Source organism: Amycolatopsis sp. NPDC004747, assembly GCF_053601335.1.
This window is the reverse complement of the sequence record NZ_JBSGBQ010000008.1, coordinates 160,280-185,520: the sequence shown is the minus strand read 5'-3', so window position 1 is coordinate 185,520 and position 25,241 is coordinate 160,280. Positions and strand designations below refer to the sequence as shown.

Sequence of the window (25,241 nt, the reverse complement as noted above, 5' to 3'; positions counted from 1 at the left end):
AGCGCAGTCACGTGGCCGTACGCAAACTTGCGAGAGCTTGCATCGCCATCGCCCGGCAGCAGCTCTGCACGGAGCCCCGCTCCGAGACCGGTACGCAGCCGGCGAACCAGGAGGTGGCCCGTGACTAACCTCCAATGGTTCGAAGCTATCCCGCCGCGGAACGGCAGTTTGGCCGACCTAACCGCCATGTGCCGCGTGCTGGCCGGTCGGCCGCAGTACGGGATGCGTCGCTTGCAACCTTTGGTTGCATTCGAGGCGTGGATCGCGCGTGACCAAGTGCGCTGGCTGCTCGGCGTCGAGTCGCGCATCGCTGATTCACTGCCGCGAGAGCTCGTCGCCCAGCTGCCGGGCTTGGCGCTCTTGGAGACGGACGCGCCGGATCGGCCGGCGCCGGTCACGGCCCGCGAAGTCCACCTAACGAGCAAGATCCACCCCGTCCGACTCGATACCTCTGCCGGGGTCACGGCCGGGCTCGTACAGCTACGAGAGTCACTGCGACCAGGCGAGTCCTTGGTGCTGAGCTGGGTAGTCGGGCCGAGCCATCGCTCTACTCAGGTGCCGATTGCTGATTCACCGCTGGAGTGGCTGGGCTGGGCGCCACCTCGCGAACCGACCGGCGACGAGCAGCGTGGCTGGAAAACCAAGCTGGCTGAACCTCTCCTCGGGGTGCGCGGTCGGCTCGGTGCGGTCGCGGACAACCCGAAGCGGGCGGCCCAACTGCTCCGTCCGGCGGTCTCGGCGTTGGGACTGGCCAGTGGTTCGCACACGCGCATCTACGCTTCGCCCCAGTCGAGCAAGACAGCCGACCGGCTGATCCGCGTCATGGGTCGGGTGCGCTCGTTCTCGGGCATCACGAACGCTAGCGAACTGGCGACACTCCTCGGCTGGGCGTTGCATGACCTTGACGTACCCGGCGGTCCGGGCGGTTTCTCCGCTCCCCCGTCCGGCCTGCTACACGACGCCTCCGCCGGAGCTCCGGCCCCGGCCAGCCGGCCCCTGGGGCAGAGCACCCACGCGACGGCTCGTGGTCAAGCGGTTTGGCTGCCACGCGCGAGCTACGCCACCCACGCCCACGTCATCGCGCCATCTGGGACCGGCAAGAGCACGCTGCTAGCTCACTGGATCACCGCCGAGGCGAAGGCAGGCAACAGCCTGGTCGTCATCGAGCCAAAAGGTGACCTCGTCCGCGACGTGCTAGCCCGGCTACCCGAGCAGCGCCATACCGACGTGGTAGTCATCGACCCGGCCGCGGACGGCCCCGTGATCGGCTTCAACCCGTTAGCTGGTCCCCGCGACGACGCCGAACGTCAAGCCGACTCGGTGTTGGGTCTCCTGCGCCAAGTCTTCGGGGCTGCCATCGGCGCGAGGTCGGCTGACGTGCTGCTACACGGGCTGTATCTGGCCTCGCGGCTGGAGGACGGCACGCTGACCGATGTCGGTCCGCTCCTGACGAACCCGAAGTTTCGGCGAACGGTCGCGGCCAAAGTCGGCGATCCATTGACGGTGGCCCCGTGGCTGGCCTGGTTCAACAGCCTGTCCGACCCCGAGCGACTCCAAATTATTCAACCAGTGCTGAATAAGACGAGGGCTTGGACGGCGCGTCCGGCCGTCCGCCGACTCATCGGCCAGGCGCACCCCAGGTTCGACCTGGCCCAGGTCTTCAACCGGCCGACCATCCTGCTCGTGAACCTGAACTCGGGCGCCCTCGGACCCGAGACGACGAGTCTCGTCGGCAGTCTGCTCCTGTCGCAACTCTGGGAGGCCACGCAGCGGCAGACCACAAAACTTGCCGCAGAGCGGCGGCCGGTGTCGGTGTTCGTGGACGAGCTGGAGCGGTTCACGGCCGGGCTCGACTTCGCCGACGTACTCGCTCGGAGCCGGGGTGCGAACGTTTCCTGGACGCTGGCTCATCAGCACCTTGGTCAGCTCAGCCCCGACCTTAAGGCGGCTGTGCTGGCGAATGTCGGGGCACGGGTGGTGTTTCGGCCGGCGGTTGGAGACGGAAAGGCCCTGGCTGGTGTCCTCGGTGCACCCGTCACGCCGGACGACCTCGAACAGTTGCCCGCCTACCGCGCCGTCGCGCGCGTGCTGGTGAATGGCTCCCCGAGTCCGGCCTTCGAGGTGGCCACCCCGCCACTCCCGGACGCCTTCAACGGCCCGGACGCCTTGCGCCAGGCGAGCGCCGAGCGGTACGGCGCGGACCCGGCCGAGCTGGACGCCGAACTGTTACGCCGCTGGCAGGGCGGTGAACCACCAGCCGCGCCGGTCGGGGTACGGAAGGCCAACCGATGAGGCGGCCTAAGTCCCTCATAAGGGCTACCGATCGCCCTACCGATGGCGTCGAGCAGGAAACGCCCTCACCTGCGAGAACCCCGGATAGCTGGCCTGGACTCTCTATCGCTCATGGAGGTATCCAATGAGCGGCCATGGACGAGCCCGCCGGATCGCCGGACGGCTAACAGCTCGGGATCTCGCCATTCTCGAATCGCTCTGGCGCTTGCGCCTGCTCACCGGCTCGATGATCGCCCGCCTCCACGTCACGGCCGCCACTCCGGCGACGCGGGGCCGCAAGACGCGGGCCGTCATGCAGCGGCTGACGAGCTTCGGCCTGGTCGTTCCGCTCCAGCGGCGGATCGGCGGCGTGCGGGCTGGCAGCGGTGGTCTGATCTTCGGCCTGTCCGGGCTGGGTCACGCCGTCCTTGACCTTGGCACCGGCGGAGTCGGCCGCCGTCGGCTGCGGGAACCGAGCCCGATGTTCCAAGATCACTTGCTGGCGGTGGCCGAGCTCTATACGCAGCTCGTCGAAGCGGCTCGCGCCGGCCAGAGCGAACTCCTCGAGTTCACAGCCGAGCCGACCTGCTGGCGATACTTCACGGGGCTGGCCGGAGAGACCATCGCGCTCAAGCCGGACGCCTTCGTCCGGCTCGTCACCGGCGGCTACGAGCTGAGCGCCTTCGTCGAGGTGGACCTTGCCACCGAGAACCTGACCCGCATCGCCGTCAAACTCGGGCTCTATGTCCGCTACTGGCACGACGGAGCCGAGCAGCACCGTCACGGCGTGTTCCCGCGGGTCTGGTGGCTCGTGCCTGACGCGGACCGGCGCGACGCTCTGACCCGGCAGGTTCTCCGCCTGCCTGACGACGAGCAAGCCCTGTTCGCGGTCGGCCTCCTGGCTGAGGCCACCGACCATCTGACCGAAATTCCAAACCATGAAGGAGGTGCCCGATGACCGAACCACAAACCACACTGCCAACCGGCCGCATCCTCGTCGGGGACCTCCGCGAGCGCCTGGCCGAGCTGCCGGACGCCTCGGTGGACTGCGTGGTGACAAGCCCGCCGTACTTCGGTCTGCGCGACTACGGCCACGTGCAGCAGATCGGGGCGGAACCCACGGTGGACGACTGGGCTGTTCAGATCGCAAGTACCTGCGACGAACTGGCCCGCGTGCTGACGCCGACCGGCACGCTCTGGCTGGTGCTTGGCGACGGCTACAGCCGCCATCCCAACGAAGGAGCGTCCAAGAAGAGTCTGCTGCTCGGACCGTCACGGATGGCACTGCGGCTGATCCGGTCCGGCTGGCTCCTACGCAACGCCGTGGTGTGGTCGAAGCCGAATCCGACACCGAGTTCCGTTCGCGACCGGTTCACGACCAGCCACGAGGTGGTCTACCTGTTCACCCGGCAGGCGAACTACTACTTCGATCTCGATGCAGTCCGGGAACCCGCCAAGACCGCGGCCGCCGGCCCGGCCCGCACGACAGCTCGGACCTATCTGTCTCGCGAGGATGTCCCGACGCTCGGCGGCGGCAAGAGCCCGCGAGTGGATCTCAACCACGGCCTCGCCGCTATGAAGACGGCGGGACTGGCCAGTCACCCGCTTGGCAAGAACCCAGCCGACGTGTGGACAGTCCCGACCGGCAGCTATCGCGGGGCACACATGGCCACGTTCCCGCTGGAGCTGATCCGCCGCCCGATCTTGTCAGGCTGCCCGGAGCGAGTCTGCTCGATCTGCGACCGGCCCTGGCGTCGAGCGGACCGACTGCACGACGGCCGTTGGTTAGCCACCGGACCACTGGAGCCGGTCTGCCCGCACATCAGCTGGCGGCGCGGTGTTGTACTTGATCCGTTCATGGGCGCGGGCAGTACGGCACTGGCCGCCGAGATCCACGGCCGGGATTGGGTCGGCATCGAGCTCAACCCGGACTACGCGGCGCTTGCCGAGAAGCGGCTCGCCACCTGGCGGGCCGAGCAGAAGGCGGCTTCATAAGCCGCGGGCCACTCGTCGGTGGCCTGTGGTCGCTCAGCTCTCGTCCCGCGCGAGCGCGCGGGCCTGGGCGATCACACCAACACCGAGGAGGACGCCATGTCCGAACCACGAGGCGGCGTGAAGACGCTCGGGATCAAGGTGCCCGACGCCTTGCACGCCCAGTTCACGCTCGTTGCGCAGCTGGATGGCATCTCGCTCAACGATGCGGCCCTGCGGGCCGTGGAGCTGTACGTCACCACCAAGCGGCAGGAGCCGGACTTCGCCCAGCGGGCCACGGCTGCGCTGGACGAGATCGAAAAGGAGGCCGCCGCCCGGCGCGGCGCGATCCAGGGCCTGTTCGGCAGCGATGACCCGGCCGAAGTCGCCGACGCCAAGCCCCAGGCCACCCGAGGCCGCAAGGCCGCAGCCGCCGAGTAACTGCTCGGCTCGGTACCGGATGGCGGATATCCGCCATCCGGTACCACCCCCACCATAAATAAGGTCAGGATTTCCTATCTTGGCACTTCCTAAAAACACTGAGAAAATGATTGTGCAATGACATTCTTGGCTCTTTAAAGCCAAAAGGAGGATTCCGCAACATGGACGAAGTCTGTCCAAAAAGGGCTGTTATCTACCTGCGCGTAGCGCGTGAGGACAGGAATCAGGTGCAAGCCCTGGCTTTTCAGCGTCACGCTTGCCAGCGCCGGGCCAACGAACTCAATCTGATGATGCTGGGTGAGTACGTTGATCGCGGCAGTAACAACGTCAATCCTGAACATCGGCCTGGACTGTCGCGACTGCTGGCCGAGCTGCGAGAGCGGCCGGTAGCGTATGTCGTCACGTTCAATTCGGCGCGTATCGCACACAAGGCGTACCACTTCGCGAGCGTGGCCTGGCGACTTGGCAAGTTAGGTACACGGCTGGAGATTGCGTCGGTACCGCATAGCGAAGTTGACGAACAAGCTCGCCAGCTCATTAGCTACATCGGCTCGGTGCAGTTAGTCGACCCTGAACTCGGTCGGACTGACAAATAAGAATCGATAGGAGGGTAACAATATGAATAACGCAAAGCTGTCGGCCATGGACGCCGCACGGACTGCTCGTGAGGCTGCCTCGGTAATCCGCTCTAGCTTGAGCGCGCAGGGAGCGGGCGAGATCGCTCTTATCTACTTGCGGGTCAGTACTCGTGAACAAGCCCGCTCGGGCGGTGGTGCTGAAGGGTACTCGATCCCGGCGCAACGCGAAGCTTGCTACGCCAAAGCGCGCCACTTGGGTGTGACCATTCAGAATGAATACGTCGATGCTGGCGAGTCGGCTCGCTCGACAAATCGTGATGAGCTGCAACGGCTCCTCGGAGACCTCAAGAGGATTCGTCCCCGGTACGTCATCGTACATAAGGTGGATCGGCTGGCGCGCAACCGCGAGGATGATCTGGCGATCAACCTGCTCTTGCGTAAGCTGGGCGTCAAGCTGGTCTCCTGCACGGAGAACATCGACGACACGCCAAGTGGCAAGTTGTTGCACAATCTCATGGCGGGTATCTCCCAGTTCTACTCAGATAACCTCGCTCAGGAGGTTCTTAAAGGCCTAGTTCGTAAGGCTCAGGAGGGTGGTACGCCGTTTTATGCGCCGCTCGGCTACATCAACTGCCGCGAGAGTCGTGAGGGCGTGGAGCGGTCCTGGGTCGAGTTGGACCGCGACCGTGCCGAAATCATCAGCTGGTGCTTCGAGCACTACGCCACAGGAGAGTGGAGCGGGATCGCCCTTACATTGGCGGCTCAGAATAAAGGACTTACGAGTCGGCCCAATCGTAGACGTCCGGCCCAGCCGATTGGCCTAACCGGCATGTACCACATCTTGGCGAACCCCTACTACATGGGCGTGGTGAGCTACCAGGGCATTCATTATGAGGGCAAGCATCCGACCCTTGTTGAGCCCGACGTGTGGTTGAGAGTGCAGGATATTCTCGCTGCACATAACCACACGGGCGAGAAGGACCGGACGCATAACCACTACCTGAGGTCCACCATCTACTGCTCGGAGTGTGGCGGTCGCAAGGTCTACTCGGAGCACAAGGGCAACGGCGGAGTCTACGCGTACTTCCACTGTGTGAAGCGCAAGACCAAGACCAACAACTGTCAGCGTCGTGCTGTTCGCGTCGAACAGATCGAAGAGGGCATCGCAACCTTCTATGGCACCTTCCGGGTGCACCGGGAGCACGTCGAGCTCATTCGCGCAGCTGTCAGGGAGGAGTTAGCTAGCCAGCACGCCGAAGCAGCTCGCGGCCTGGAACGAGCCCAGCGAACGAAGCGACGGGTCGAAGGGGAGCGGCAGAAGCTGCTTCAGCTGCACTATGCCGGCGATGACTTCCCGCAGGACCTGTTGGCTTCGGAGATGAAGCGGCTGACGCGAGAGCTGGCGGAGGCTGACGCGGAGATCAAGGCGGCAACGGTTGGAGTGACGGATGTCGAAACAACCCTGGAACTGGCTTTGACGGCGGCGGAGCGTTGCGAGGCGGCCTACCTCGCCACGGCCGACAACAGCATCCGTCGTCAGATCAACCAGGGCTTCTTCGAGAAGCTCTACATTGGTGAGGACGGCTCTGTGGAGCGTGTCGACCTGACGGAGCCGTTCGCGGCGCTCTTTGAGGTGGGGGACACGATCAGGCTGCCCGCCGCGCTGGGCGGCACGCGCGCGGCGTCCCATGTGGCCGAGGACGCGCCGGATCTCTCCGCCGGGGCTGGTGTCGCGGCGGACCGCGCGGCCGATCTCACGGTCGCGTTCGGCGAGCGCGCCACGGTCACGAAACGTACATACACAAACACGCCCGGCGAGCATCTGCTCGTCGGGCGTGGTGTGAAACAGGCATATCTGGTCGGGATGACAGGATTTGAACCTGCGACCCTCCGCTCCCAAAGCGGATGCGCTACCAAGCTGCGCCACATCCCGGCACACCCCCAGGGGGGTGTGTGATCAGCCTAGCGGGTCACGCTAAGCTGGCCACGCACCCGGGTACCTCCGGGGGCACGCGGGTGTAGCTCAATGGTAGAGCCCTAGTCTTCCAAACTAGCTACGCGGGTTCGATTCCCGTCACCCGCTCAAGAAGCGCCAAGGATCTCCCTGGAGCTCCGAGAAGCTCCAGGGAGAAGCCCTCAAGCAGGCGAAGCGGCGTCCCGGGTCGAAGCGGCGTCCGCCTCCAACGAGGCCGCGATCACGTCCAGCAGCTTGTCCGTGTCCACCGGCTTGGTGATGTAGTCGTCCGCGCCGCTGGCCAGTGTCCTGGCCCGGTCCTCCGCCGTGGCCTTTGCTGTGACCGCGATCACCGGCAGGTCCGCGTTCGCCGCCTCGGCCCGGATGGCCGCGATCGTGGCGTTGCCGTCCAGCTCCGGCATCATCACGTCCATCAGCACCAGGGCCGTGTCCTCGTTGCGCTCCAGCTGCCGGATGCCGTCGACGCCCGTCTCCGCGTAGATCACCTCCAGGCCCGCCTGCTCCAGGACCGCCGCCAGGGCGAACACGTTCCGCAGGTCGTCGTCGACGATCAGGACCTTCTCGCCGTGGAAGCGCTTCGGTGTCACGTCCGGGGCCGCCACCAGCACCGTGCTGGGCACCGACGGCAGGCGGGGCGACGACAGGGCCGTCAGGGCCGGGTCCACCAGGTTGGCCGCCGCCACCGGGAGGTACAGCGTGAACGTCGAGCCCACGCCCGGCTCGCTCACCACCCGCAGCTCACCGCCCAGGAGCTCCGTCAGCTGCTGGCTGATGTTGAGCCCCAGGCCCGTCCCGCCGTACTTGCGGCTCGTCGTGCCGTCCGCCTGGCGGAACGCCTCGAAGATCACCGCCAGCTTCTCCTCCGGGATGCCGATCCCGGTGTCCTCGACCGCGAACGCGATGATGCCCGGCGCGTTCCGCAGCGCCTCCTGCTCCACCTCCGCCGGGTCCGCCGCCCGGATGTGCAGGCGGACGCCGCCCTCGTTGGTGAACTTCGCCGCGTTCGACAGCAGGTTGCGCAGGATCTGCTGCAACCGGTGCTCGTCCGTGTGGACGCTGCCCGGCACCGGCGGGTCGATGTGGACGGCGAACTCCAGGCCCTTGTCCGCGGTCAGCGGCCGGCACAGCGACTCGACGTAGTCCACCAGCTCCGGCAGCGTGATGTCGGACATCTGCATGTCCAGCCGGCCCGCCTCGACCTTGGCCAGGTCCAGGATGTCGTTGATCAGCTGCTGCAGGTCCGACCCGGCCGCGTAGATCGTCTTCGCGAACTGGATCTGCTTCTCGGTCAGGTTCCCTTCCGGGTTCTCCGACAGCAGCTTCGCCAGGATCAACGCGCTGTTCAGCGGCGTCCGCAGCTCGTGCGACATGTTCGCCATGAACTCGGTCTTGTACTGCGACGCCACCGTCAGCTGCCCGGCCCGCTCCTCCAGCTCCTGCCGCGCCTGCTCGATCTCGCTGTTCTTGACCTCGATGTCGCGGTTCTGCTGGGCCAGCAGCGCCGCCTTCTCGGCCAGCTCGGTGTTGGACCGCCGCAGCTCGCCCTGCTGGGCCTGCAGCTGCTCCGACCGGGCCCGCAGCTCCTGGGCCAGCCGCTGCGACTCGGTCAGCAGCGCCTCGGTCCGCGAGTTCGACAGGATCGTGTTCACGTTGACGCCGATCGTGTGCCGCAGCTGCTCCAGCAGGTCCTGGTGGACCGTGCTGAACTCGTTCACCGAGGCCAGCTCCAGCACCCCGAGCACCTCGCCCTGGAACAGCACCGGCAGCACGATCAGGTTCACCGGCGCCGCCGAGCCCAGGCCGGACGAGATCAGCGCGTACTCCGGCGGCGCGTTGTGCACCAGCACCGTGCGCTGGTCGACGGCGGCCTGCCCGATCAGCGACTCGCCCATCGCGAACCGCAGCCCGGCGCGGGACTGCGCGAGCCCGTACGCGGCGATGCACTCCAGCACCGTGCCGTCGCGGTCGTCGTCGCGGGCCAGGAAGAACGCGCCCTGCTGCGCCCGCACCAGCGGGGCCAGCTCGGACAGGATCAGCGCCGCCACCGACACCAGGTCGCGGTGCCCCTGCATCCGGCCCGACAGCTGCGCGAGGTTCGTCTTCAGCCAGTCCTGCTCGCGGTTGGTCCTCGTCGTCTCCTTGAGGTTCGCGATCATCTGGTTGATGTTGTCCTTGAGGTCGGCCAGCTCGCCGTTCGCCTCGACGGTGATGTGCCGGGTCAGGTCGCCCGCGGTCACCGCCGTCGCGACCTGGCCGATCGCGCGCACCTGGGTGGTCAGGTTCCCGGCCAGCCGGTTCACGCTCTCGGTGAGCCGCTGCCAGGTGCCGGACACGCCGTCGACCTCGGCCTGGCCGCCCAGCTTGCCCTCGGTGCCGACTTCGCGCGCGACCCGCGTGACCTCGGAGGCGAACGCCGAGAGCTGGTCGACCATCGTGTTCATCGTGGTCTTCAGCTCGAGGATCTCGCCGCGGGCGTCGACGTCGATCTTCTTCGTCAGGTCGCCCTTCGCGACCGCCGTCGTGACCTGGGAGATGTTGCGCACCTGGCTGGTCAGGTTGTGCGCCATGAAGTTGACGTTCTCGGTCAGGTCCTTCCAGGTCCCGGCCACGCCGGGCACGCGTGCCTGACCGCCGAGGATGCCTTCGGTGCCGACCTCGCGCGCGACGCGGGTGACCTCGTCGGCGAACGCCCGCAGCGTCTCGACCATCCCGTTCAGCGTCTCGGCCAGCGCCGCGACCTCGCCCTGGGCCTCGATCCGGATCTTCTTCGACAGGTCGCCGTTGGCCACCGCGCTCGCCACCGTGGCGATGTTGCGGACCTGGTCGGTCAGGTTGTCGGCCATGACGTTGACGTTGTCGGTGAGGTCCTTCCAGGTCCCGGCGACGCCGCGGACCCGCGCCTGGCCGCCGAGGATGCCTTCGGTGCCGACTTCGCGGGCCACTCGGGTGACTTCGTCGGCGAAGGCGGACAGCTGGTCGACCATCGTGTTGAGCGTGGTCTTGAGCTCGAGGATTTCGCCGCGGGCGTCGACGGTGATCTTCTGGGTCAGGTCGCCCTTCGCCACCGCCGCCGTCACCGTGGCGATGTTGCGGACCTGGTCGGTCAGGTTGTTCGCCATCGAGTTGACGTTGTCCGTGAGGTCCTTCCAGGTCCCGGCGACGCCGGGCACGGCGGCCTGGCCGCCGAGCTTGCCTTCGGTGCCGACTTCGCGTGCCACTCGGGTGACTTCGTCGGCGAAGGCGGACAGCTGGTCGACCATCGTGTTGAGCGTGGTCTTGAGCTCGAGGATCTCGCCGCGGGCGTCGACCGCGATCTTCTGCGTCAGGTCGCCGCGCGCGACGGCCGTCGCGACCTGGGCGATGTTGCGGACCTGGGTGGTCAGGTTGTTCGCCATGAAGTTCACGGACCCGGTGAGGTCGCGCCAGGTGCCCGCGACGCCGGGGACCTGCGCCTGCCCGCCCAGCTGGCCCTCGGTGCCGACCTCACGCGCCACTCGGGTGACCTCGTCCGCGAACGCGGAGAGCTGGTCGACCATCGTGTTCATCGTCGTCTTGAGCTCGAAGAACTCGCCGCGGGCGTCGACGGTGATCTTCTGGGTCAGGTCGCCCTTCGCCACGGCCGTGGTGACGTGCGAGATGTTCCGGACCTGGTCGGTGAGGTTGTCGGCCATCTGGTTGACCGAGTCGGTGAGGCTGCGCCACGTCCCGGCCGCGCCGGGCACCTCGGCCTGCCCGCCCAGCTTGCCCTCGCTGCCGACCTCGCGCGCCACCCGGGTGACCTCGCCGGCGAACGCCGAGAGCTGGTCGACCATCGTGTTCAGCGTGTTCTTCAGCTGCAGGATCTCGCCGCGGGCGTCGACGTCGATCTTCTTCGTCAGGTCGCCGCTGGCCACCGCGGTCGCCACCTGGGAGATCCCGCGGACCTGGTCGGTCAGGTTGTCGGCCATCAGGTTGACCGAGTCGGTCAGGTCGCGCCACGTCCCGGCGACGCCCGGCACCTGCGCCTGGCCGCCGAGCTTGCCGTCCGAGCCGACCTCGCGGGAGACGCGGGTGACCTCGTCGGCGAACGCCGAGAGCTGGTCGACCATCGTGTTGATGGTGTTCTTGAGCTCGAGGATCTCGCCGCGGGCGTCGACGTTGATCTTCTGGGTCAGGTCGCCGCGCGCGACGGCGGTGGTGACCTGGGCGATGTTGCGGACCTGCTCGGTGAGGTTGTCGGCCATGAAGTTGACCGAGTCGGTCAGGTCGCGCCAGGTGCCCGACACGCCCGGGACGACCGCCTGGCCGCCGAGACGTCCCTCACCCGCGATTTCGCGGGAGAGCCTGGTCACTTCGGCGGCGAACCGCGACAGCTGCGCGATCAGGCCGTTGACCGTCTTCGCCAGCGTGGCGTACGCGCCCTGCAGCGGGCGCCCGTCGAGGGTGAGCGTCATCGGCTGGGACAGGTCGCCGTCGGCGACGCCGCCGAGCACGCGCTCCAGCTCGATCGCCGGCCGGGTCAGGTCTTCGACCAGGCCGTTCACCGCGTCGACGGCTGTGGTCCAGCCCCCGGGACCGACCTGGCCCTCGAGCCGCTCGCTCAGCCTGCCTTCCTGCCCGACGGCCGCGCGGACCCGCAGCAGCTCGCTGACCAGCCGCTGGTTGCGCTCGGCGATGTCGTTGAACGCGACCGCGAGCTGCGCCGAAATGCCGTCGCCGTGCGGGACGAGCCGCCGGCGGAAGTTGCCGTCCCCGAGATCCCGCACCGCCACGAGCACCCGTTCCAGCGCGGCCGCTTCGCTCTGGGATTCCGTTGTCATGTGTGCCGACCCTCTCCACCACGCATGCGCCAGCCATGGTCGTCGACCCAGCGTGCCATGCTTCGCCCTACACTTCGAGCCAGCCCGCCCGCTCACGCGGTAGCCGTTCGACAGCAGTCCGGAGGCAGGAGGTCCGTGCATGGTGTCACGTCCGGCCCCGGCCTCGACGGCCCTGCCGCCGATGCCCGGTGACGGCGGGCCGCCTGGCATCGACGCCTTCGCGCGGGCGGCCCTCGAAGACGTCCGCGACGCGGTGTTCCTGCAGGACGCCGCGGGCGTGGTGCGCTGGGCGAACCCGGCGGCGCGGGCGCTGGCCGGCGACGCCGAGCCGCAGCTGCACGCGGCGACCGAAACGGTGACACCCGGGGCCGCGCCCCGGACCTCCGCGGAACCCTCGGTGGGTCACCTGGAGGTGGCCGGGCACCGGCGGGCCGCCCGGATCCGGGCCCTGCCCGGCGGCTGGCACGCCTGGACCGTCCTCGCGGACGACGTCCCGCAGCGGCACGTGGGCGACTTCATGGCCGAGGCCGGTCCCCGGCTGGCCGCCGCGCGCGGGCGGCACGGCACCGCACGGGTGATCGCCGAGCTGGCCGCGTCCGCGCTGGCCGAAACCGTCTTCGTGCTGCTGCCGACCACCCGCGGCCGGTGGGAGTGGTGGAGCTGCGAGCGGCCCGCCGCGCAGGGTCACGGCCGGATCCGGCGGGTGCCCGCCCAGGTCGCGCCGGTGCTCGCGGCGACGTTCGGGGCCACCGGGCCGCCTCAGCAGGCGCCGGTGCCCGCGCCCGAGGTCGCCACGCTGCCCTCGGTGGTCGCCGACCGGTTCGAAGGGCACACCGACGTCTCGGTCGTCTCGCTCGGGCCGAGCGCGAGCGCCGGGGTGACCGGCGCCCTGCTGCTCGGGCGCCGCGGTGAAGCCGAGTTCGGCGCCGGGCAGGCCCGCGCGGTGGCGGAGTTCGCGCTGGCGGCCGGGACGGCGCTGGCCAACGCCCAGCGCTACGCCCGCCAGGAGGAGGCGACCCGCGGCCTGGAGACGACGCTGCGCCCGGTCGACCCGCCGGAGCTCGACGGCGCCCGGTTCGAGACCTGGTACGAGCCGGCGGGCGGGGTGCTCACCGTCGGCGGCGACTTCTTCGACGTCCTGCCGCACGAGGACGGCAGCGCGTTCCTGGTGCTCGGCGACGTCTGCGGCAAGGGGCCCGAGGCCGCGGCCCTGACCGGCCGGGTCCGGCACGCCCTGACCGCGCTCGCCATGGTCGAACGCGACGGCCGCACGCTGCTGCGGCTGCTCAACGAGCTGCTCATCGCCGGCGGCAGCAGCCGGTTCGCCACCCTCGTCCTGGGCACGGCCCGGCCGTCCGGCAGCGGGGTCGGCCTCACGCTGGCCTCCGGCGGCCACCCGGCGCCGTTGATCGTCCGCCGCTCGGGCGTGGTCGAAGAGGTCACGGTGCCGGGTACGCTGGTCGGCATCTCGCCGCAGGCCCGGTTCGCCGAGGCGGAGGTCCGGCTGGAGCGTGGGGACGTCTGTCTCCTGTACACCGACGGCATCACCGAGGCCCGCAACCGGCACGACCAGACGGAACTCTTCGGAGACGACCGGTTGCGCGCCGTGCTCGCCGCGGCGGCGGGTGAGCCGGCCCGTGAGGTCGTGCGGCAGCTGCGCCAGTCCGTTCGCGACTGGCTCGGCAGCTCGGCGCACGACGACATCGCGGTGCTCGCCATCGAATGTGCGGACTGATTGCACTGTCCTTTGTGGACTTGGTTTGACGCCTGGATGAGGGGGTAATTACCCCGGTGCACTCAGTTTTTCCGACGGAGGAGCCCCATGGCGAACGCACTGCAAGGACGCCGGGTCGCGATCCTGGCCGCGGACGGCGTCGAACAGGTCGAGCTGGAAAAGCCGCGCCAGGCCGTCCTGGACGAGGGCGCGACGGTCGAGCTGGTTTCGCTGGACACTGGCGAGATCCAGGCGATGAACGGCGACATCGACAAGGGCGACCGGTTCGCGGTGGACCGGAAGGTCGCCGACGTGGCAGTCGGTGACTTCGACGCGCTGCTGCTGCCCGGCGGCACGATGAACCCCGACAACCTGCGCACGGACCCCGCCGCGGTCGGGTTCGTCGGCGACTTCGTGCGGGCCGGCAAGCCGGTCGGGGTGATCTGCCACGGTCCGTGGACGCTCGTCGAAGCGGATGTCGTGCGTGGCCGCACGCTGACGTCGTACCCGAGCATCCGGACCGACCTGCGTAACGCCGGTGCCACCGTTGTCGACGAAGAAGTCGTAGTGGACAACGGACTGGTTTCCAGCCGCAATCCGGACGACCTGCCGGCGTTCTGCGAGGCGGTCGTGCGGGAGTTCGCGGGCTGACCACGAGTCCTTTGTGGACGTCACCCGATCGTGTCTGTTAAGTCCGGCTTAAATCTGTTGGCGTTCGGCCTCCGCGCGGAGGACGCTGTTGGTGTGACGAGGATCGCCCGTGGAGAGGAGGTGAACGCGATGACTGTGCACGCAAGGCGCTACGGCCGCTGGTGCCGTGAACACTTCGACGCGATCGCCGCCGAGGGCGTTCCCGCACCCCGTGGCGGCGAGCCCGCCGGCCAGGCCCTGCCCGAACCCGAGCCGGAGCCCGTGCAGCCGGGTGCCGAACAGCCGCCGCGCCGATGACCACGAAGAAGGCCTCCCCGATCCGGGGAGGCCTTCTTCGTGTCCGGGGTCAGCGGTAGCTGCGCCGGTACCAGACGCGCCGCGGGCCGGGCACGCCGATCCGGGTGATGACGTCGGTCAGGATGGCGCCGATGACCAGCCAGAGGACGGCGGCGAGGCCGTCGTTGAGGAACGTCCGCAGCCCCTCCGAGTCCGGCGTGAAGAGGTTCCGCAGGCCGAGCGACACGCCCGCCGACCACTCCGAGATCAGCTGCGCGAAGCCGTTCGACGAGTTCGCCCCGCCCAGCACCAGCACGATGTGCACGGCCAGGACCAGCGCGAACACCGCACAGACCAGGTGGATGAGGGCGTTGATCGTGCGCACGGCCCGGATGCGCGGGTGGGTGCGCTCCACGATCTCTTCGGTGGGAGCGGGCTCGTACGACTCCGGGGGCGGGGGATACGGCATCGTCGGCGTCCCTTCGACTGTCCGATGTGGACGTATCTGGGCGAACAGGAACAACGCTGGTGAATACCCGTCACCCGGGCGAGCGAACCGGATGTTCCGCAAACTTCCCTGACGAGCGGCTGATAGGGTATTTTGCGGAACACGAGGAGGGTCATGGCGCAGGACGTCTACTCCGTCGAGCAGGTCGCCGCGAAGCTCGGCCTGCACGTCCGGACGGTCCGGAACTACGTGCGGGACGGGCGGTTGAAGGCGGTCCGGATCGGCAAGCAGTACCGGATCACGGCCGCGGACCTGGTGGCCTTCACCGGGCTGCCGGTGGCCGAGCGGGCCCCGGCCGCGGAGCTGTCGGGGGTCGTCGAGCTCGCCGGTGTCGACCGGGCAGCGGCCGACCGGATCGCGACCGCGGTCGGGGCCCTGCTCACCGGCCCTCGCGACGGCGGCGAGCGGCCCCTTCGCGTCGAAACCATCTACGACGGGGAGCGCGCCACCATGAAGATCATCGTGCTCGGTGACCTGGCCGCCGGTGCCGACCTGCTGCGCTGGGTCGCCTCGGTCACGGAGAACCCGGCGTGACCGCGGTCTACCGGTCGGCGGCCGGGGCGGCCGCGGTCCGCGAGCGCTACGACGCGCTCTTGGACCGCTGGCCCGTGCCGTCCGAACGGCGCACGCTGGCCACCCGGCTGGGCGACACGTTCGCCGTGGTGTCCGGCCCGGTGGACGCGCCGCCGGTCGTCGCGCTGCAGGGGTCCGGCGGCACCGCCGCGCACTGGCTGCCGGACATCGCCACGCTCGCCGGGCGGCTGCGGGTGTACGCGGTCGACGCACCCGGCGAGCCGGGCCGGACCGTCGAGGCGCGGCCCCCGCTCGCGTCACCGGCGTACGCCGAGTGGCTCGACGACGTCCTCGACGCGCTCGAACTGCCGCGCGCGGCCTTCCTCGGCACCTCGCTGGGCGGGTGGTGGGCACTGGACCACGCGCTCCGGAGTCCCGAGCGCGCCGGCCCGCTGGTGCTGGTCAACCCGTCGGGGATCGGCAGGCGCCGGATCGGGCCCTTGCTGAAGTTCGCCTGCTACGGCTTCCTCGGCGGCTGGGGACGCCGCCGGTCGCTGGCCATGGTCGCCGCGGGCGGCCCCGCCGACCCGGGCCGGCGTGCCGTCGGCGAGTTCACCCTCGCGACGTTCGAGCACTTCAAACCGCGCCTGGAGGCGATCCCGGTATTCGGCGTCGAGCGCCTGCGTGAACTGGCGGTGCCCGTGCAGGCCCACTTCGGTGCCCGCGACGTCCTCCTCGACCAGCGGGACGCGGCGGCGAGACTGCGGGCCGCCCTCCCGGCCGCCGATGTCCGGTTGGCCGAGCACGCCGGGCACTTCCTGCCCGGCTGGGCCGCCGCCGCGGCGGAGTTCCTGGCACGGAAACGATCGTGACCGGCAGGGGCCGGTTCGCGGCCGGCCGGCCGCACCGCGCTGAGCCGGGCGGCGCAACTCGCCCGCGGAGGGGCAACCGCCGTCCCGCGCCGGGCGTCAGGTGATCATGAGCACTCCCCGGCGCTGTGCGCTGTTGGTGTCCGTCCTCGCCCTGCTGGCCGCGTTCGCCTCGCCCGCGACCGCGGAAGCCGTGGTCCCGCCGGGATTCCGGCCCGCATCGACGAGCTGGACCGGGCCGGACACGGGGTACGTCCTGGGGTACCGGCCGTGCGGCGGGACGTGGTGCCCGGTGCTGCTGGGCACCACGGACGCCGGGCGGCACTGGCGGCGGCTGGGTGCGCCGCCGATGCCGCTGCCGGACAACCACAACCACGTCGCGCTGCGGGTGTTCGGCGACCGTCTCGCGTACGTCGAGGACGGCGTGCACGTGCTGACGACCCGCGACGGCGGCGGCACCTGGCAGCGGGTCACCCCGGCCGGGGCGCAGGAGCCGTACTACCTCTCGAAGATCGCCGAAACCGGTGGCCGCGTCTTCGCGCTGCTGACCACCCACGGCGAAGGCCGCGGCTCGACCCGGCTGTATTCGGGAGCGGCCGGTTCGCCGGTGCTGGCCCCGGTGCCCGGGTTCGCGGTCACCGGCGGCCTCACCTACGGCGACCTGGCGGTCGGCGGCGGGCTGCAGGTCGCGCTCGGGGCCGACTACGGCACCGAGGGGTACTGGACCTCCCGCGACGGCGCCCGGTTCGCGCCCGCGGACCCGCCGTGCCCGGAGGGGCAGGTCGCATCGCTGAGCGCGGTCCGCGACGGGCAGGTGGTGGCGTTGTGCAGCGGCAGCCCCGGCTCGCCGCAGCCTGGCTCGACCGAACGGCAGCTGCGGCACGCCCCGCAGCTCGGGGCGCGGTTCAGCGGAACGGACGCGGCCCCGTTCGCGGGGATCAACCAGGGTTTCGCCGCGGCCTCACCGACGTCCGCGACGGTCGCGGCCGTGGGCGGCGGCGTCGGCTTCCTGCACCACACGGCCGACGGAGGCCGCACCTGGACGACGACCGAGCTGTCCGAGCGCGGCTTCGCGCTGACCGATCTCGACTTCACCGGCGGCGGGACGGGGGTCGTCGTCGACGGGCAGCCGGACGCCTCCGGCGGCTCTGCGGTGTACCGGACCACGGACGGGGGAAGGACGTGGCGGGAGCTGGAATTCGGGTAATCGATCCCTCCACGGTGTACCGCGCCACGGACGGAGGAACCCCGGCCACAACTTCGTTTCGGGTCGTTCTCCCTGGCAGGTAAGGCCCTTGTGCCTGGTTCACTTGGTGAACGGCATGTCGTAACCTGAGCACTGTCCGTCGCCGGACACGGTGAGCGAACCCGGGCAGGGGTGTCGCCACCACACGCAGAGTGGGAGAACAGTCGATGACGCCTGGCGACCTGCGGTCCGGAACCGAGGGTGGTGCGGCCGCCCTCGATTTCAGCAAGGCGAGCCTGGCCCGGTTGTCCGACGCGCTCCTCGGCGGGCACGACCACTACGAGGTGGACCGCGAAGCGATGCGGCGGCTGCTGGCCATCGCGCCCGGCGCCCGGGTGATGGCGAAGGAGCACCGCGACTGGCTGGTGCGCGCGGTGCGGTTCCTGGCCGGCAAACGCGGCATCGACCAGTTCCTCGACCTGGGTTCCGGCATGCCGACGGCGGAAAACACCCACGAGGTGGCGCAGCGGTACAACCCGGACGCGCAGGTGGTGTACGTCGACAACGACCCGGTGGTGCAGGTGCACGGGCGGGCGCTGCTCGAGGAGAACTACCTGACCCACGTCACCGGCGCCGACCTGACCCGGCCGGCCGAAACCCTCGCCGACGAGGTCGTCAAGGAGTACCTGGACTTCACCCGGCCGGTGGCGCTGATCCTGACCTCGATCGTGCACCACATCGACGACTACGACCGCGCGAAGTCGATCGTCGCGGAGTACGTCGACGCGCTCGCGCCCGGGTCGTTCCTGCTGCTCACGCACAACTTCGACCCGGAAGAGGATTCCCCGCGCCAGGAGCTCGCGCGGCTGCTGGAGACCAGTTTCCAGGGCACCGGCCTGGGCAGCGTGTACCGCACGCGCGAGCAGATCGCGGGGTTCTTCGAGGGCACCGAGCTGCTCCGGCCCGGGCTGGTCTACCTGCACGAATGGTGGCCGGACGGCCCGCGGCTGCACCCGCTGGGCGAGCTGAACTTCCTGACGCTGGGTGGGGTCGCCCGCAAGCAGTGAGGAGCGGCCGCCTGCCGTCACCCGGGTGAGTTCACTCGTTCCGCTGACAGGCGTGCCCGATTCATGATTGTTTGTCCCCCGTACGTGTTCCGAGCACAAACGGGGGGATACCCAGTGAAGAAGTTTGCGGCAGCCGCTGCCGTCATGGGTGCGCTGGCGTCGACGGTCGTGTTCGCGCCGCCGGCCAGCGCGGGGGACAGCCAGATCATGAAGTACCAGTGGAGCTACCCGGCGGCGTACGAGTACGACTGCTACTCCGACGGCCAGTGGTACGTGCAGACCGGCGGGTTCGTGCGGTTCGAGTGCCGCCCCACGACCTGGACCTGGGAGCTGTGGGCCGTCACGCGGTGACCGTCGCGCCGTGATGACCCCCTTGCGGGACTCCGGTTTCGCAAGGGGGCCGTGCCGGGTCAGGCGGCGTTGAAGGTGTCGGGGTCCGGGCCGGTGCGCTCGCCGCGGTCCAGCGGGGTCAGCGACTCCATCTCCTCCTCCGTGAGGGTGAACCCGAACAGGTCGAAGTTCTCCTCGATCCGGGACGGCGTGACCGACTTCGGGATCACCACGTTGCCCAGCTGCAGGTGCCAGCGCAGCACGATCTGCGCGGGGGTGCGGCTGTGCTTCACGGCGAGTTCCGCGATCACCGGGTCGCCGAGCAGGCTGCCGCCCTTGGCGAGCGGGCTCCACGCCTCGGTGGCGATGCCGTGCTTGGCGTCGAACTCGCGCAGCTCCCGCTGCTGCAGGTACGGGTGCAGCTCCACCTGGTTGACCACGGGGGCGACTTCGGCGGCGTCGAGCAGGCGCTCGAGGTGCGCGGGCTGGAAGTTCGAGACGCCGAGCGCGCGGACCCGGCCGTCGGCGTGCAGCTTCTCGAACGCCTTCCAGGTGTCGAGGTACTTGTCGCGCGCCGGCGTCGGCCAGTGGATCAGGTAGAGGTCCAGCTGCTCCAGGCCGAGCTTGGTCATGCTCTCGTCGAACGCCTTGAGCGTCGAGTCGTAGCCCTGGGCCGAGTTCCACAGCTTCGTGGTGACGAACAGTTCGTCGCGGGGGATGCCGGACTCGGCGATCGCCTGGCCGACGCCTTTTTCGTTGCCGTAGACGGCGGCGGTGTCGATGCTGCGGTAGCCCGCTTCGAGGGCGGCCTTCACGGCGGTGGCGGTCTCGTCGTCCGGGACCTGGAACACGCCGTAGCCGAGCTGCGGCATCCGCACGCCGTTGGTGAGTTCGATGACGGGCACGCTGGTCACAAGTGGTCCTTTCGGTGGGTGGTTCATCGGGCGAGTACCCGCTCCCCGGCGTCGAAACTAGCCGGAGTCCTGCGGTCGAGCAGTCCGGAGCCGAGCGCCACGGCGAGGCCGGCCGCGGCGAGCGCGGCGCCGATCCAGTTGGGCGCGGTGTAGCCGAGCCCGGCGTCGATGGCCTGGCCGCCGAGCCACGCGCCGCCGGCGTTGCCGAGGTTGAACGCGGCGATGTTCGCCGCCGACGCCAGCGCCGGGGCGCCTTCGGCCTTGGCCAGCACGCGGGCCTGCAGCGGCGGCACGGTGGCGAAGCCGGCCGCGCCGAACAGCACGATCGTGATCGCCGCCGGCACCTTCGCGTGCGCGGTGAACACGAACGCCACCAGCACCAGCGCGAGGACGGCGAGGATGACGTAGAGACTGGGCATCAGCCTGCGGTCCGCGGCCTTGCCGCCGAGCAGGTTGCCGGCGAACAGGCCGGCGCCGAAGAGCACGAGCAGCCAGGTGACGGCGCCGCTGGAGAAGCCGGCGACCTCGGTCATCATCGGGGCGATGTAGGTGAAGGACGCGAACACCCCGGCGAAGCCGAGCGCGGTCATCACCAGCGCGAGCCACACCTGGGGGCGGCGGAACACGGCGAGCTCGCCGCGCAGGCCGGCGCCCGGTTCGGGGGCCTGGTGCGGCACCAGCGCGAGGATGCCGGCGGCGCCGGCCACGCCGAGCGCGCTGACCACCCAGAACGTCGAACGCCAGCCGAAGGCCTGGCCGAGCGCGGTGCCGGCGGGCACGCCGAGCACGTTCGCCACGGTCAGCCCGGTGAACATCAGCGCGATGGCGCCGGCCCGCTTGGCCGGGGCGACCAGCGACGCGGCGACGACCGAGCCGACGCCGAAGAACGCGCCGTGGCTCAGCGCCGCGACGACCCGGCCGGTCATCAGCAGGCCGTAGCTCGGCGCGAGGGCCGAGAGCACGTTGCCCGCGATGAACAGGCCCATCAGGGCGACCAGCACGGTCTTGCGCGGTACCCGCGAGGCCAGCGCGGTGAGCACGGGGGCGCCGACGACGACGCCGAGCGCGTAGCCGGAGATGAGCAGGCCTGCGGCCGGGATCGAGACCCCGAAATCGCCCGCGACCTCGGGCAGCAGGCCCATGATCACGAACTCGGTGGTGCCGATCCCGAAAGCGCTGATCGCCAGTGCGAGCAGAGCGGCGGGCATGGAAGTTCCTTCTTCCCGGAGTAGACTGGGTGCGTTGGCAACTACAAGCGTCCGAGATAGTTGCAGACGCCGTATATTGCACAAGCTTGCGACTTGTCGGGCGGTCAGCGCAAGCCGGGGAGAGGTGAACCGTGTCACTGGACGACGACGCCGTCGAAGCGCGCGCGCAGGGCTGGCGGACGCTGGCCGCGCTCCACGCCCGGATCGAGGACCGGCTGCAGCGGGCGCTCGAGCGCGACCACGAGCTGTCGGTGAGCGAGTACACGGTGCTGGACGTGCTGGCCCGCCAGGACGGCTTCCACCTCCGGATGAACCAGCTCGCGAACGAGGTGGTCCTCAGCCAGTCCGCGACGACGCGCCTGGTGACGCGCCTGGAGGGCCGGGGGCTGCTGGCCCGGTACCTGTGCGCGGACGACCGCCGCGGGATCTACACGGAGGTGACACCGGCGGGCCAGGTGCTGCTGACGGCGGCCCGCCCGACGCACGACACGGCGTTGGCGGAGGCGCTGGCGGAAGCGGAGACGCTGCCGGAGCTGGCCCCGCTGGTCGGGGCGCTCGGCGCGCTGAGTTTCCGCGGGACTGCCTCGGCCTGACCGGGTTCGGGGCTCGCCGCGAAGAGGTCCCCGGCCTGGGGGCCCCCGGATTTCACGTTACCGGGTACCCCCGACAATTTCGGGTCCCGCGGCCCGCGGTGGGTTGTCCGTACCAGTCAGCCGGTTTGGGGGTTTCTGCCGGTATTGTGAAAGCGGGCCGGCATCACCGCCCGTGAAGTTCTTACCAGGCAACAGAATCGGTGCCGCCGTGCCCGGCATCCGCCTGCTGGCCGCCGTCCCCGCCGAGTGAAGAGGTTCCCCGTGCAGGTGCTGGTGTTCTCCAAGACGACCGCGTACCGCCACGACTCGATCCCGGCCGGGATCCGGGCGATCCGGGAACTGGGTGCGGCGCACGGTTTCGCCGTCACCGCGACCGAGGAAGCGTTCACGCCCGTCCACGATGTGGTGGTGTTCCTGTCGACCAGCGGCGAGGTCATGGACGCGGCGCAGCGGGCGGCGTTCGAGTCCTATGTGGAGGGAGGCGGTGGCTACGTCGGCGTCCACGCGGCGGCCGACACCGGGTACGGCTGGCCGTGGTACGGACAGCTGGTGGGTGCCTGGTTCGACCGCCACCCGGAGATCCAGCGGGCCCGGTTCGTGACCGAGGACGGCACGCACCCGGCGACCGCCCACCTGCCGGCGGTGTGGACCAGGACCGACGAGCTCTACGACTTCCGGACCAACCCGCGTGGCCGCGTCCAGGTGCTGCAGACACTGGACGAGTCCAGCTACACCGGCGGCGGCATGGGGGCGGACCACCCGATCACGTGGTGCCACCCGCAGGGCCGCGGCCGGGCGTTCTACACCGGACTGGGCCACACGAGCGAGTCGTACGCCGATCCGGCGTTCCGCGCCCTCCTGCTGGGCGCGATCCGCTACGCCGCGGGAGTGCTTCCCGCGGCGTAGCGGCGTCGGCGTCGGCCTCGGGTCAGCGCACGCCGAGGAGGTGTTCCAGGGCGAGCTGGTTGAGCCGGGTGAAGTGGTAGCCGCGCGCGGCCGCCGCGTCGAGGTCGAACTCGTCCTTCAGGACGTCGTCGAACGTCTCGCCCGGCGCCAGCGTCGGCGTCGAGAGGTCCGTGACCCGCGACGCGGCGAGGGCCTCCACGACCTCCGGGTCGGCCCGGAACGCCTTCGACTTCTCCTTGAGGATCAGGTAGGTCCGCATGTTCGCCGCCGCCGACACCCAGACGTCCTCGGCGTCCTCGGTGCGCATCGGCTTGTAGTCGAAGTGCCGCGGACCCTCGTAGCCGCCGTTCTCCAGCAGGTCGACCAGGAAGAACGCGCTCTTCAGGTCGCCGTGGCCGAAGATCAGGTCCTGGTCGTACTTCGGGCCGTGCTGGCCGTTGAGATCGATGTGGAACAGCTTGCCCTGCCACAGCGCCTGCGAGATGCCGTGCACGAAGTTCAGCCCGGCCATCTGCTCGTGCCCGACCTCGGGGTTGAGCCCGAACAGCTCCGGCCGCGTCAGCTGGGAGATGAAGCCCAGCGCGTGCCCGATCGTCGGCAGCAGGATGTCGCCGCGCGGCTCGTTCGGCTTCGGCTCGAGCGCGAACCGCAGGTGGTAGCCCTGCTCGACGACGTAGTCGGCGAGCAGGTCGAGGCCCTCCTTGTAGCGGTCCAGCGCCGCGCGGACGTCCTTCGCGGCGTCGGACTCGGCGCCTTCGCGGCCGCCCCAGACGACGTAGGTCTCCGCGCCGAGCTCGGCCGCGAGGTCGAGGTTGCGGCGCACCTTCCGCAGCGCGTACCGGCGGACGTCACGGTCGTTGCTGGTCAGGCCGCCGTCCTTGAACACCGGGTGGGTGAACAGGTTCGTCGTGGCCATCGGGACCTTGAGGCCGGTCTCGGCGAGCGCCTTGCGGAAGCGCTCGATCGCCTTGTCGCGGTCCGGCTCGGTGGCCAGCAGGTCGTCGTCGTGGAAGGTCACGCCGTAGGCGCCCAGCTCGGCGAGCCGGTGCACGCTCTCGACCGGGTCGAGCGCCGCCCGCGTCGCGACACCGAACGGGTCGTTGGCGGGCCAGCCCACGGTCCAGAGGCCGAAGGTGAACTTGTCGGCCGGCTGGGGAGCGTAGTCGCTCATGACTGTCCCTTCATTTAGTTCACGTTGTAGACTAAATATGCGCCGCGGCGGTCCTCGGCGTCAAGAGCCCGGTTAGAGTGCTTCGCGGGAGGACACGATGACGCAGGCCGTGCGGCACGAAGAGATGCGCGCCCGCAACCTCGAGGTCGTGCTGGGCGCGGTCGGCCGCGGCGGCCCGCTCACCCGGGCCGCGCTCGCCGAAGTCACCGGGCTCACCAAATCCACGATCTCCAAGCTCGTCGGCGACCTGGTGGACGCGGGCCTGCTCGCCGAGACCGGCCCCGCCCGGGCCGGCGAACGCGGCCGGCCGGGGGTCGGCCTCGTGCTCAGCGGAGCGCGGGTGGCGTCGCTGGGCCTGGAGGTCAACGTCGACTACCTGGCCGTGCGCGTGCTCGACCTCACCGGGGAGGTCCGGGTCGCCGCCCGCCGTGACCGCGACAACCGCGGCTCGCGGCCGGAGGAGGTGCTGGGGGAGCTGCAGGACCTGGCTTCGGAGGCGCTGGCCGAGGCGCACCGGCTGGGGCTCGAGGCGGCGGGTGCGGTGCTGGCGGTGTCCGGCCCGGTCGGCGACGGCGTCCTGTTCAGCGCCCCCAATCTCGGCTGGCAGGACGTCCGCCCGGCCGGCCTGCTGCGGCTCCCGGTCGCGGTCGAGCTGGACAACGAAGCGAACCTCGCCGCCCTCGGCGAGCTCTGGTACGGCGACGGCGAACGCGACTTCCTCTACGTGTCCGGCGAAATCGGCATCGGCGCCGGCCTGGTGGTCGGCGGCGCGCTGTATGCCGGCGCAACGGGCCTCGCCGGCGAGCTGGGACACGTGGTGGTTGCTCCGGAAGGGGAGCTCTGCCGCTGCGGCGGCAGCGGCTGCCTGGAGACCTACGCCGGGCAGGAAGCGTTGCTGAGAGCCGCGAACGCCGCTTCGGTACCGGCGCTGCTGGACGCCCTCGAGCGCGGCGACGACCCGGCGCTGACGGCCTGCACGGCGGCCGGGCGCGCCCTCGGCGTCGCCTTGACGTCGGCGGTGAACCTGCTGGACCTCGACCGCATCGTGCTGGGCGGGGTGTTCACGCAGCTGTACCCGTGGCTGTCCGGGCCGGTGTCGGAAGTGCTGGCGAAGCGCCTGGGCGGCCTGCGCGGCACGCCCCCGGTCCTGACCGCTTCGCGCCTCGGCGGGGACGCGGCGACCCTCGGCGCGGCCGGCCGGGTCATCCACCGCGTCCTGGCCGACCCGGCGCCCTTCGTCACCCGGGCCCAGGAAGCCGGAACAGCGTGAAGGCCGCCCCGGGGGTTCCCGGGACGGCCT

At 69.9% G+C, this 25,241-nt stretch carries 22 protein-coding genes, 2 tRNA genes and 1 pseudogene; 18 read left to right on the top strand and 7 right to left on the bottom strand.

Annotated elements, in window-relative coordinates; translation table 11 throughout:
• Positions 1–120 precede the first annotated feature (120 nt).
• From ACWEGE_RS15625 to ACWEGE_RS15600, 6 genes and pseudogenes are all read left to right on the top strand, one after another.
• Complete coding sequence (locus ACWEGE_RS15625) at positions 121–2,292, top strand: type IV secretory system conjugative DNA transfer family protein (protein ID WP_449661121.1); 2,172 nt, start codon at positions 121–123, stop codon at positions 2,290–2,292.
• 124 nt (positions 2,293–2,416) lie between these two features.
• Entirely contained in the window at positions 2,417–3,229 is an 813-nt protein-coding gene (locus tag ACWEGE_RS15620) for a replication-relaxation family protein (protein WP_449661120.1), read from the top strand.
• Positions 3,226–4,266, top strand: a complete 1,041-nt coding sequence (locus tag ACWEGE_RS15615; RefSeq protein ID WP_449661119.1) for a DNA-methyltransferase — start codon at positions 3,226–3,228, stop codon at positions 4,264–4,266. Before ACWEGE_RS15620 ends, ACWEGE_RS15615 begins: the two co-directional genes overlap by 4 nt.
• Positions 4,267–4,362: 96 nt before the next feature.
• A complete protein-coding gene (locus tag ACWEGE_RS15610; protein WP_449661118.1) occupies positions 4,363–4,683 on the top strand; it encodes a hypothetical protein in 321 nt (106 codons plus the stop codon).
• Positions 4,684–4,844: 161 nt separating this feature from the next.
• A complete protein-coding gene (locus tag ACWEGE_RS15605) occupies positions 4,845–5,279 on the top strand; it encodes a recombinase family protein (protein ID WP_449661117.1) in 435 nt (144 codons plus the stop codon).
• 22 nt (positions 5,280–5,301) lie between these two features.
• Positions 5,302–6,417: pseudogene (locus tag ACWEGE_RS15600) on the top strand (recombinase family protein); the annotation flags it as partial.
• Positions 6,418–6,498: 81 nt separating this feature from the next.
• Here ACWEGE_RS15600 and ACWEGE_RS15595 read toward each other — a convergent pair.
• On the bottom strand, positions 6,499–7,083 hold the full coding sequence (locus ACWEGE_RS15595; RefSeq protein ID WP_449661116.1) for a hypothetical protein: 585 nt from the start codon (positions 7,081–7,083) through the stop codon (positions 6,499–6,501).
• Between the two features lie 34 nt (positions 7,084–7,117).
• Positions 7,118–7,194 (bottom strand) — tRNA-Pro (locus ACWEGE_RS15590).
• 79 nt (positions 7,195–7,273) lie between these two features.
• Here ACWEGE_RS15590 and ACWEGE_RS15585 point away from each other — a divergent pair.
• Positions 7,274–7,344 (top strand) — tRNA-Gly (locus ACWEGE_RS15585).
• A 53-nt stretch (positions 7,345–7,397) separates the two neighbouring features.
• Here ACWEGE_RS15585 and ACWEGE_RS15580 read toward each other — a convergent pair.
• Positions 7,398–12,035, bottom strand: coding sequence for a HAMP domain-containing protein (locus ACWEGE_RS15580; RefSeq protein ID WP_449661115.1), 4,638 nt, complete (start codon positions 12,033–12,035; stop codon positions 7,398–7,400).
• 139 nt (positions 12,036–12,174) lie between these two features.
• On the opposite strand from ACWEGE_RS15580, the gene ACWEGE_RS15575 reads away from it, so the two are divergent.
• The 3 genes from ACWEGE_RS15575 to ACWEGE_RS15565 all read left to right on the top strand — a co-directional run bounded on the left by ACWEGE_RS15575 (position 12,175) and on the right by ACWEGE_RS15565 (position 14,697).
• Entirely contained in the window at positions 12,175–13,770 is a 1,596-nt protein-coding gene (locus ACWEGE_RS15575) for a SpoIIE family protein phosphatase (RefSeq protein ID WP_449661114.1), read from the top strand.
• Between the two features lie 87 nt (positions 13,771–13,857).
• Positions 13,858–14,400: a type 1 glutamine amidotransferase domain-containing protein gene (locus ACWEGE_RS15570; protein WP_449661113.1), complete on the top strand. Its 543-nt coding sequence runs from the start codon at positions 13,858–13,860 to the stop codon at positions 14,398–14,400.
• Positions 14,401–14,529: 129 nt separating this feature from the next.
• Positions 14,530–14,697: a hypothetical protein gene (locus ACWEGE_RS15565; RefSeq protein WP_449661112.1), complete on the top strand. Its 168-nt coding sequence runs from the start codon at positions 14,530–14,532 to the stop codon at positions 14,695–14,697.
• A gap of 49 nt (positions 14,698–14,746) precedes the next feature.
• Here the strand turns inward: ACWEGE_RS15565 and ACWEGE_RS15560 are convergent, their stop codons facing one another.
• Complete coding sequence (locus tag ACWEGE_RS15560; RefSeq protein ID WP_449661111.1) at positions 14,747–15,145, bottom strand: hypothetical protein; 399 nt, start codon at positions 15,143–15,145, stop codon at positions 14,747–14,749.
• 153 nt (positions 15,146–15,298) lie between these two features.
• Between ACWEGE_RS15560 and ACWEGE_RS15555 the strand changes: the two genes are divergently transcribed.
• From ACWEGE_RS15555 to ACWEGE_RS15535, 5 genes are all read left to right on the top strand, one after another.
• Positions 15,299–15,718, top strand: coding sequence for a helix-turn-helix domain-containing protein (locus ACWEGE_RS15555; protein WP_449661110.1), 420 nt, complete (start codon positions 15,299–15,301; stop codon positions 15,716–15,718).
• Complete coding sequence (locus ACWEGE_RS15550) at positions 15,715–16,569, top strand: alpha/beta fold hydrolase (RefSeq protein WP_449661109.1); 855 nt, start codon at positions 15,715–15,717, stop codon at positions 16,567–16,569. The genes ACWEGE_RS15555 and ACWEGE_RS15550 overlap by 4 nt, the downstream gene beginning before the upstream one ends.
• 106 nt (positions 16,570–16,675) lie before the next feature.
• Complete coding sequence (locus tag ACWEGE_RS15545; RefSeq protein ID WP_449661108.1) at positions 16,676–17,773, top strand: hypothetical protein; 1,098 nt, start codon at positions 16,676–16,678, stop codon at positions 17,771–17,773.
• 206 nt (positions 17,774–17,979) lie between these two features.
• Positions 17,980–18,819, top strand: coding sequence for an SAM-dependent methyltransferase (locus tag ACWEGE_RS15540; protein WP_449661107.1), 840 nt, complete (start codon positions 17,980–17,982; stop codon positions 18,817–18,819).
• A 114-nt stretch (positions 18,820–18,933) separates the two neighbouring features.
• Entirely contained in the window at positions 18,934–19,170 is a 237-nt protein-coding gene (locus ACWEGE_RS15535) for a hypothetical protein (RefSeq protein ID WP_449661106.1), read from the top strand.
• Positions 19,171–19,229: 59 nt separating this feature from the next.
• Here the strand turns inward: ACWEGE_RS15535 and ACWEGE_RS15530 are convergent, their stop codons facing one another.
• Positions 19,230–20,063 carry an aldo/keto reductase gene (locus ACWEGE_RS15530; protein ID WP_449661105.1) on the bottom strand — a complete coding sequence of 278 codons (834 nt, stop codon included), beginning with the start codon at positions 20,061–20,063 and terminating at the stop codon, positions 19,230–19,232.
• Between the two features lie 23 nt (positions 20,064–20,086).
• Positions 20,087–21,271, bottom strand: a complete 1,185-nt coding sequence (locus ACWEGE_RS15525) for an MFS transporter (protein WP_449661104.1) — start codon at positions 21,269–21,271, stop codon at positions 20,087–20,089.
• 131 nt (positions 21,272–21,402) lie between these two features.
• Between ACWEGE_RS15525 and ACWEGE_RS15520 the strand changes: the two genes are divergently transcribed.
• Together ACWEGE_RS15520 and ACWEGE_RS15515 are read left to right on the top strand one after the other, a co-directional pair.
• The gene (locus ACWEGE_RS15520) at positions 21,403–21,864 is read left to right on the top strand and encodes a MarR family winged helix-turn-helix transcriptional regulator (RefSeq protein WP_449661103.1); all 462 of its coding nucleotides are present in this window, start codon (positions 21,403–21,405) and stop codon (positions 21,862–21,864) included.
• Between the two features lie 261 nt (positions 21,865–22,125).
• A complete protein-coding gene (locus tag ACWEGE_RS15515) occupies positions 22,126–22,770 on the top strand; it encodes a ThuA domain-containing protein (RefSeq protein ID WP_449661102.1) in 645 nt (214 codons plus the stop codon).
• 22 nt (positions 22,771–22,792) lie between these two features.
• On the opposite strand, the gene xylA is transcribed toward ACWEGE_RS15515, so the two are convergent.
• Positions 22,793–23,941 carry a xylose isomerase gene (gene xylA, locus ACWEGE_RS15510; protein WP_449661101.1) on the bottom strand — a complete coding sequence of 383 codons (1,149 nt, stop codon included), beginning with the start codon at positions 23,939–23,941 and terminating at the stop codon, positions 22,793–22,795.
• 97 nt (positions 23,942–24,038) lie between these two features.
• On the opposite strand from xylA, the gene ACWEGE_RS15505 reads away from it, so the two are divergent.
• On the top strand, positions 24,039–25,211 hold the full coding sequence (locus tag ACWEGE_RS15505; RefSeq protein WP_449661100.1) for an ROK family protein: 1,173 nt from the start codon (positions 24,039–24,041) through the stop codon (positions 25,209–25,211).
• The last annotated feature ends 30 nt before the right edge of the window (positions 25,212–25,241 follow it).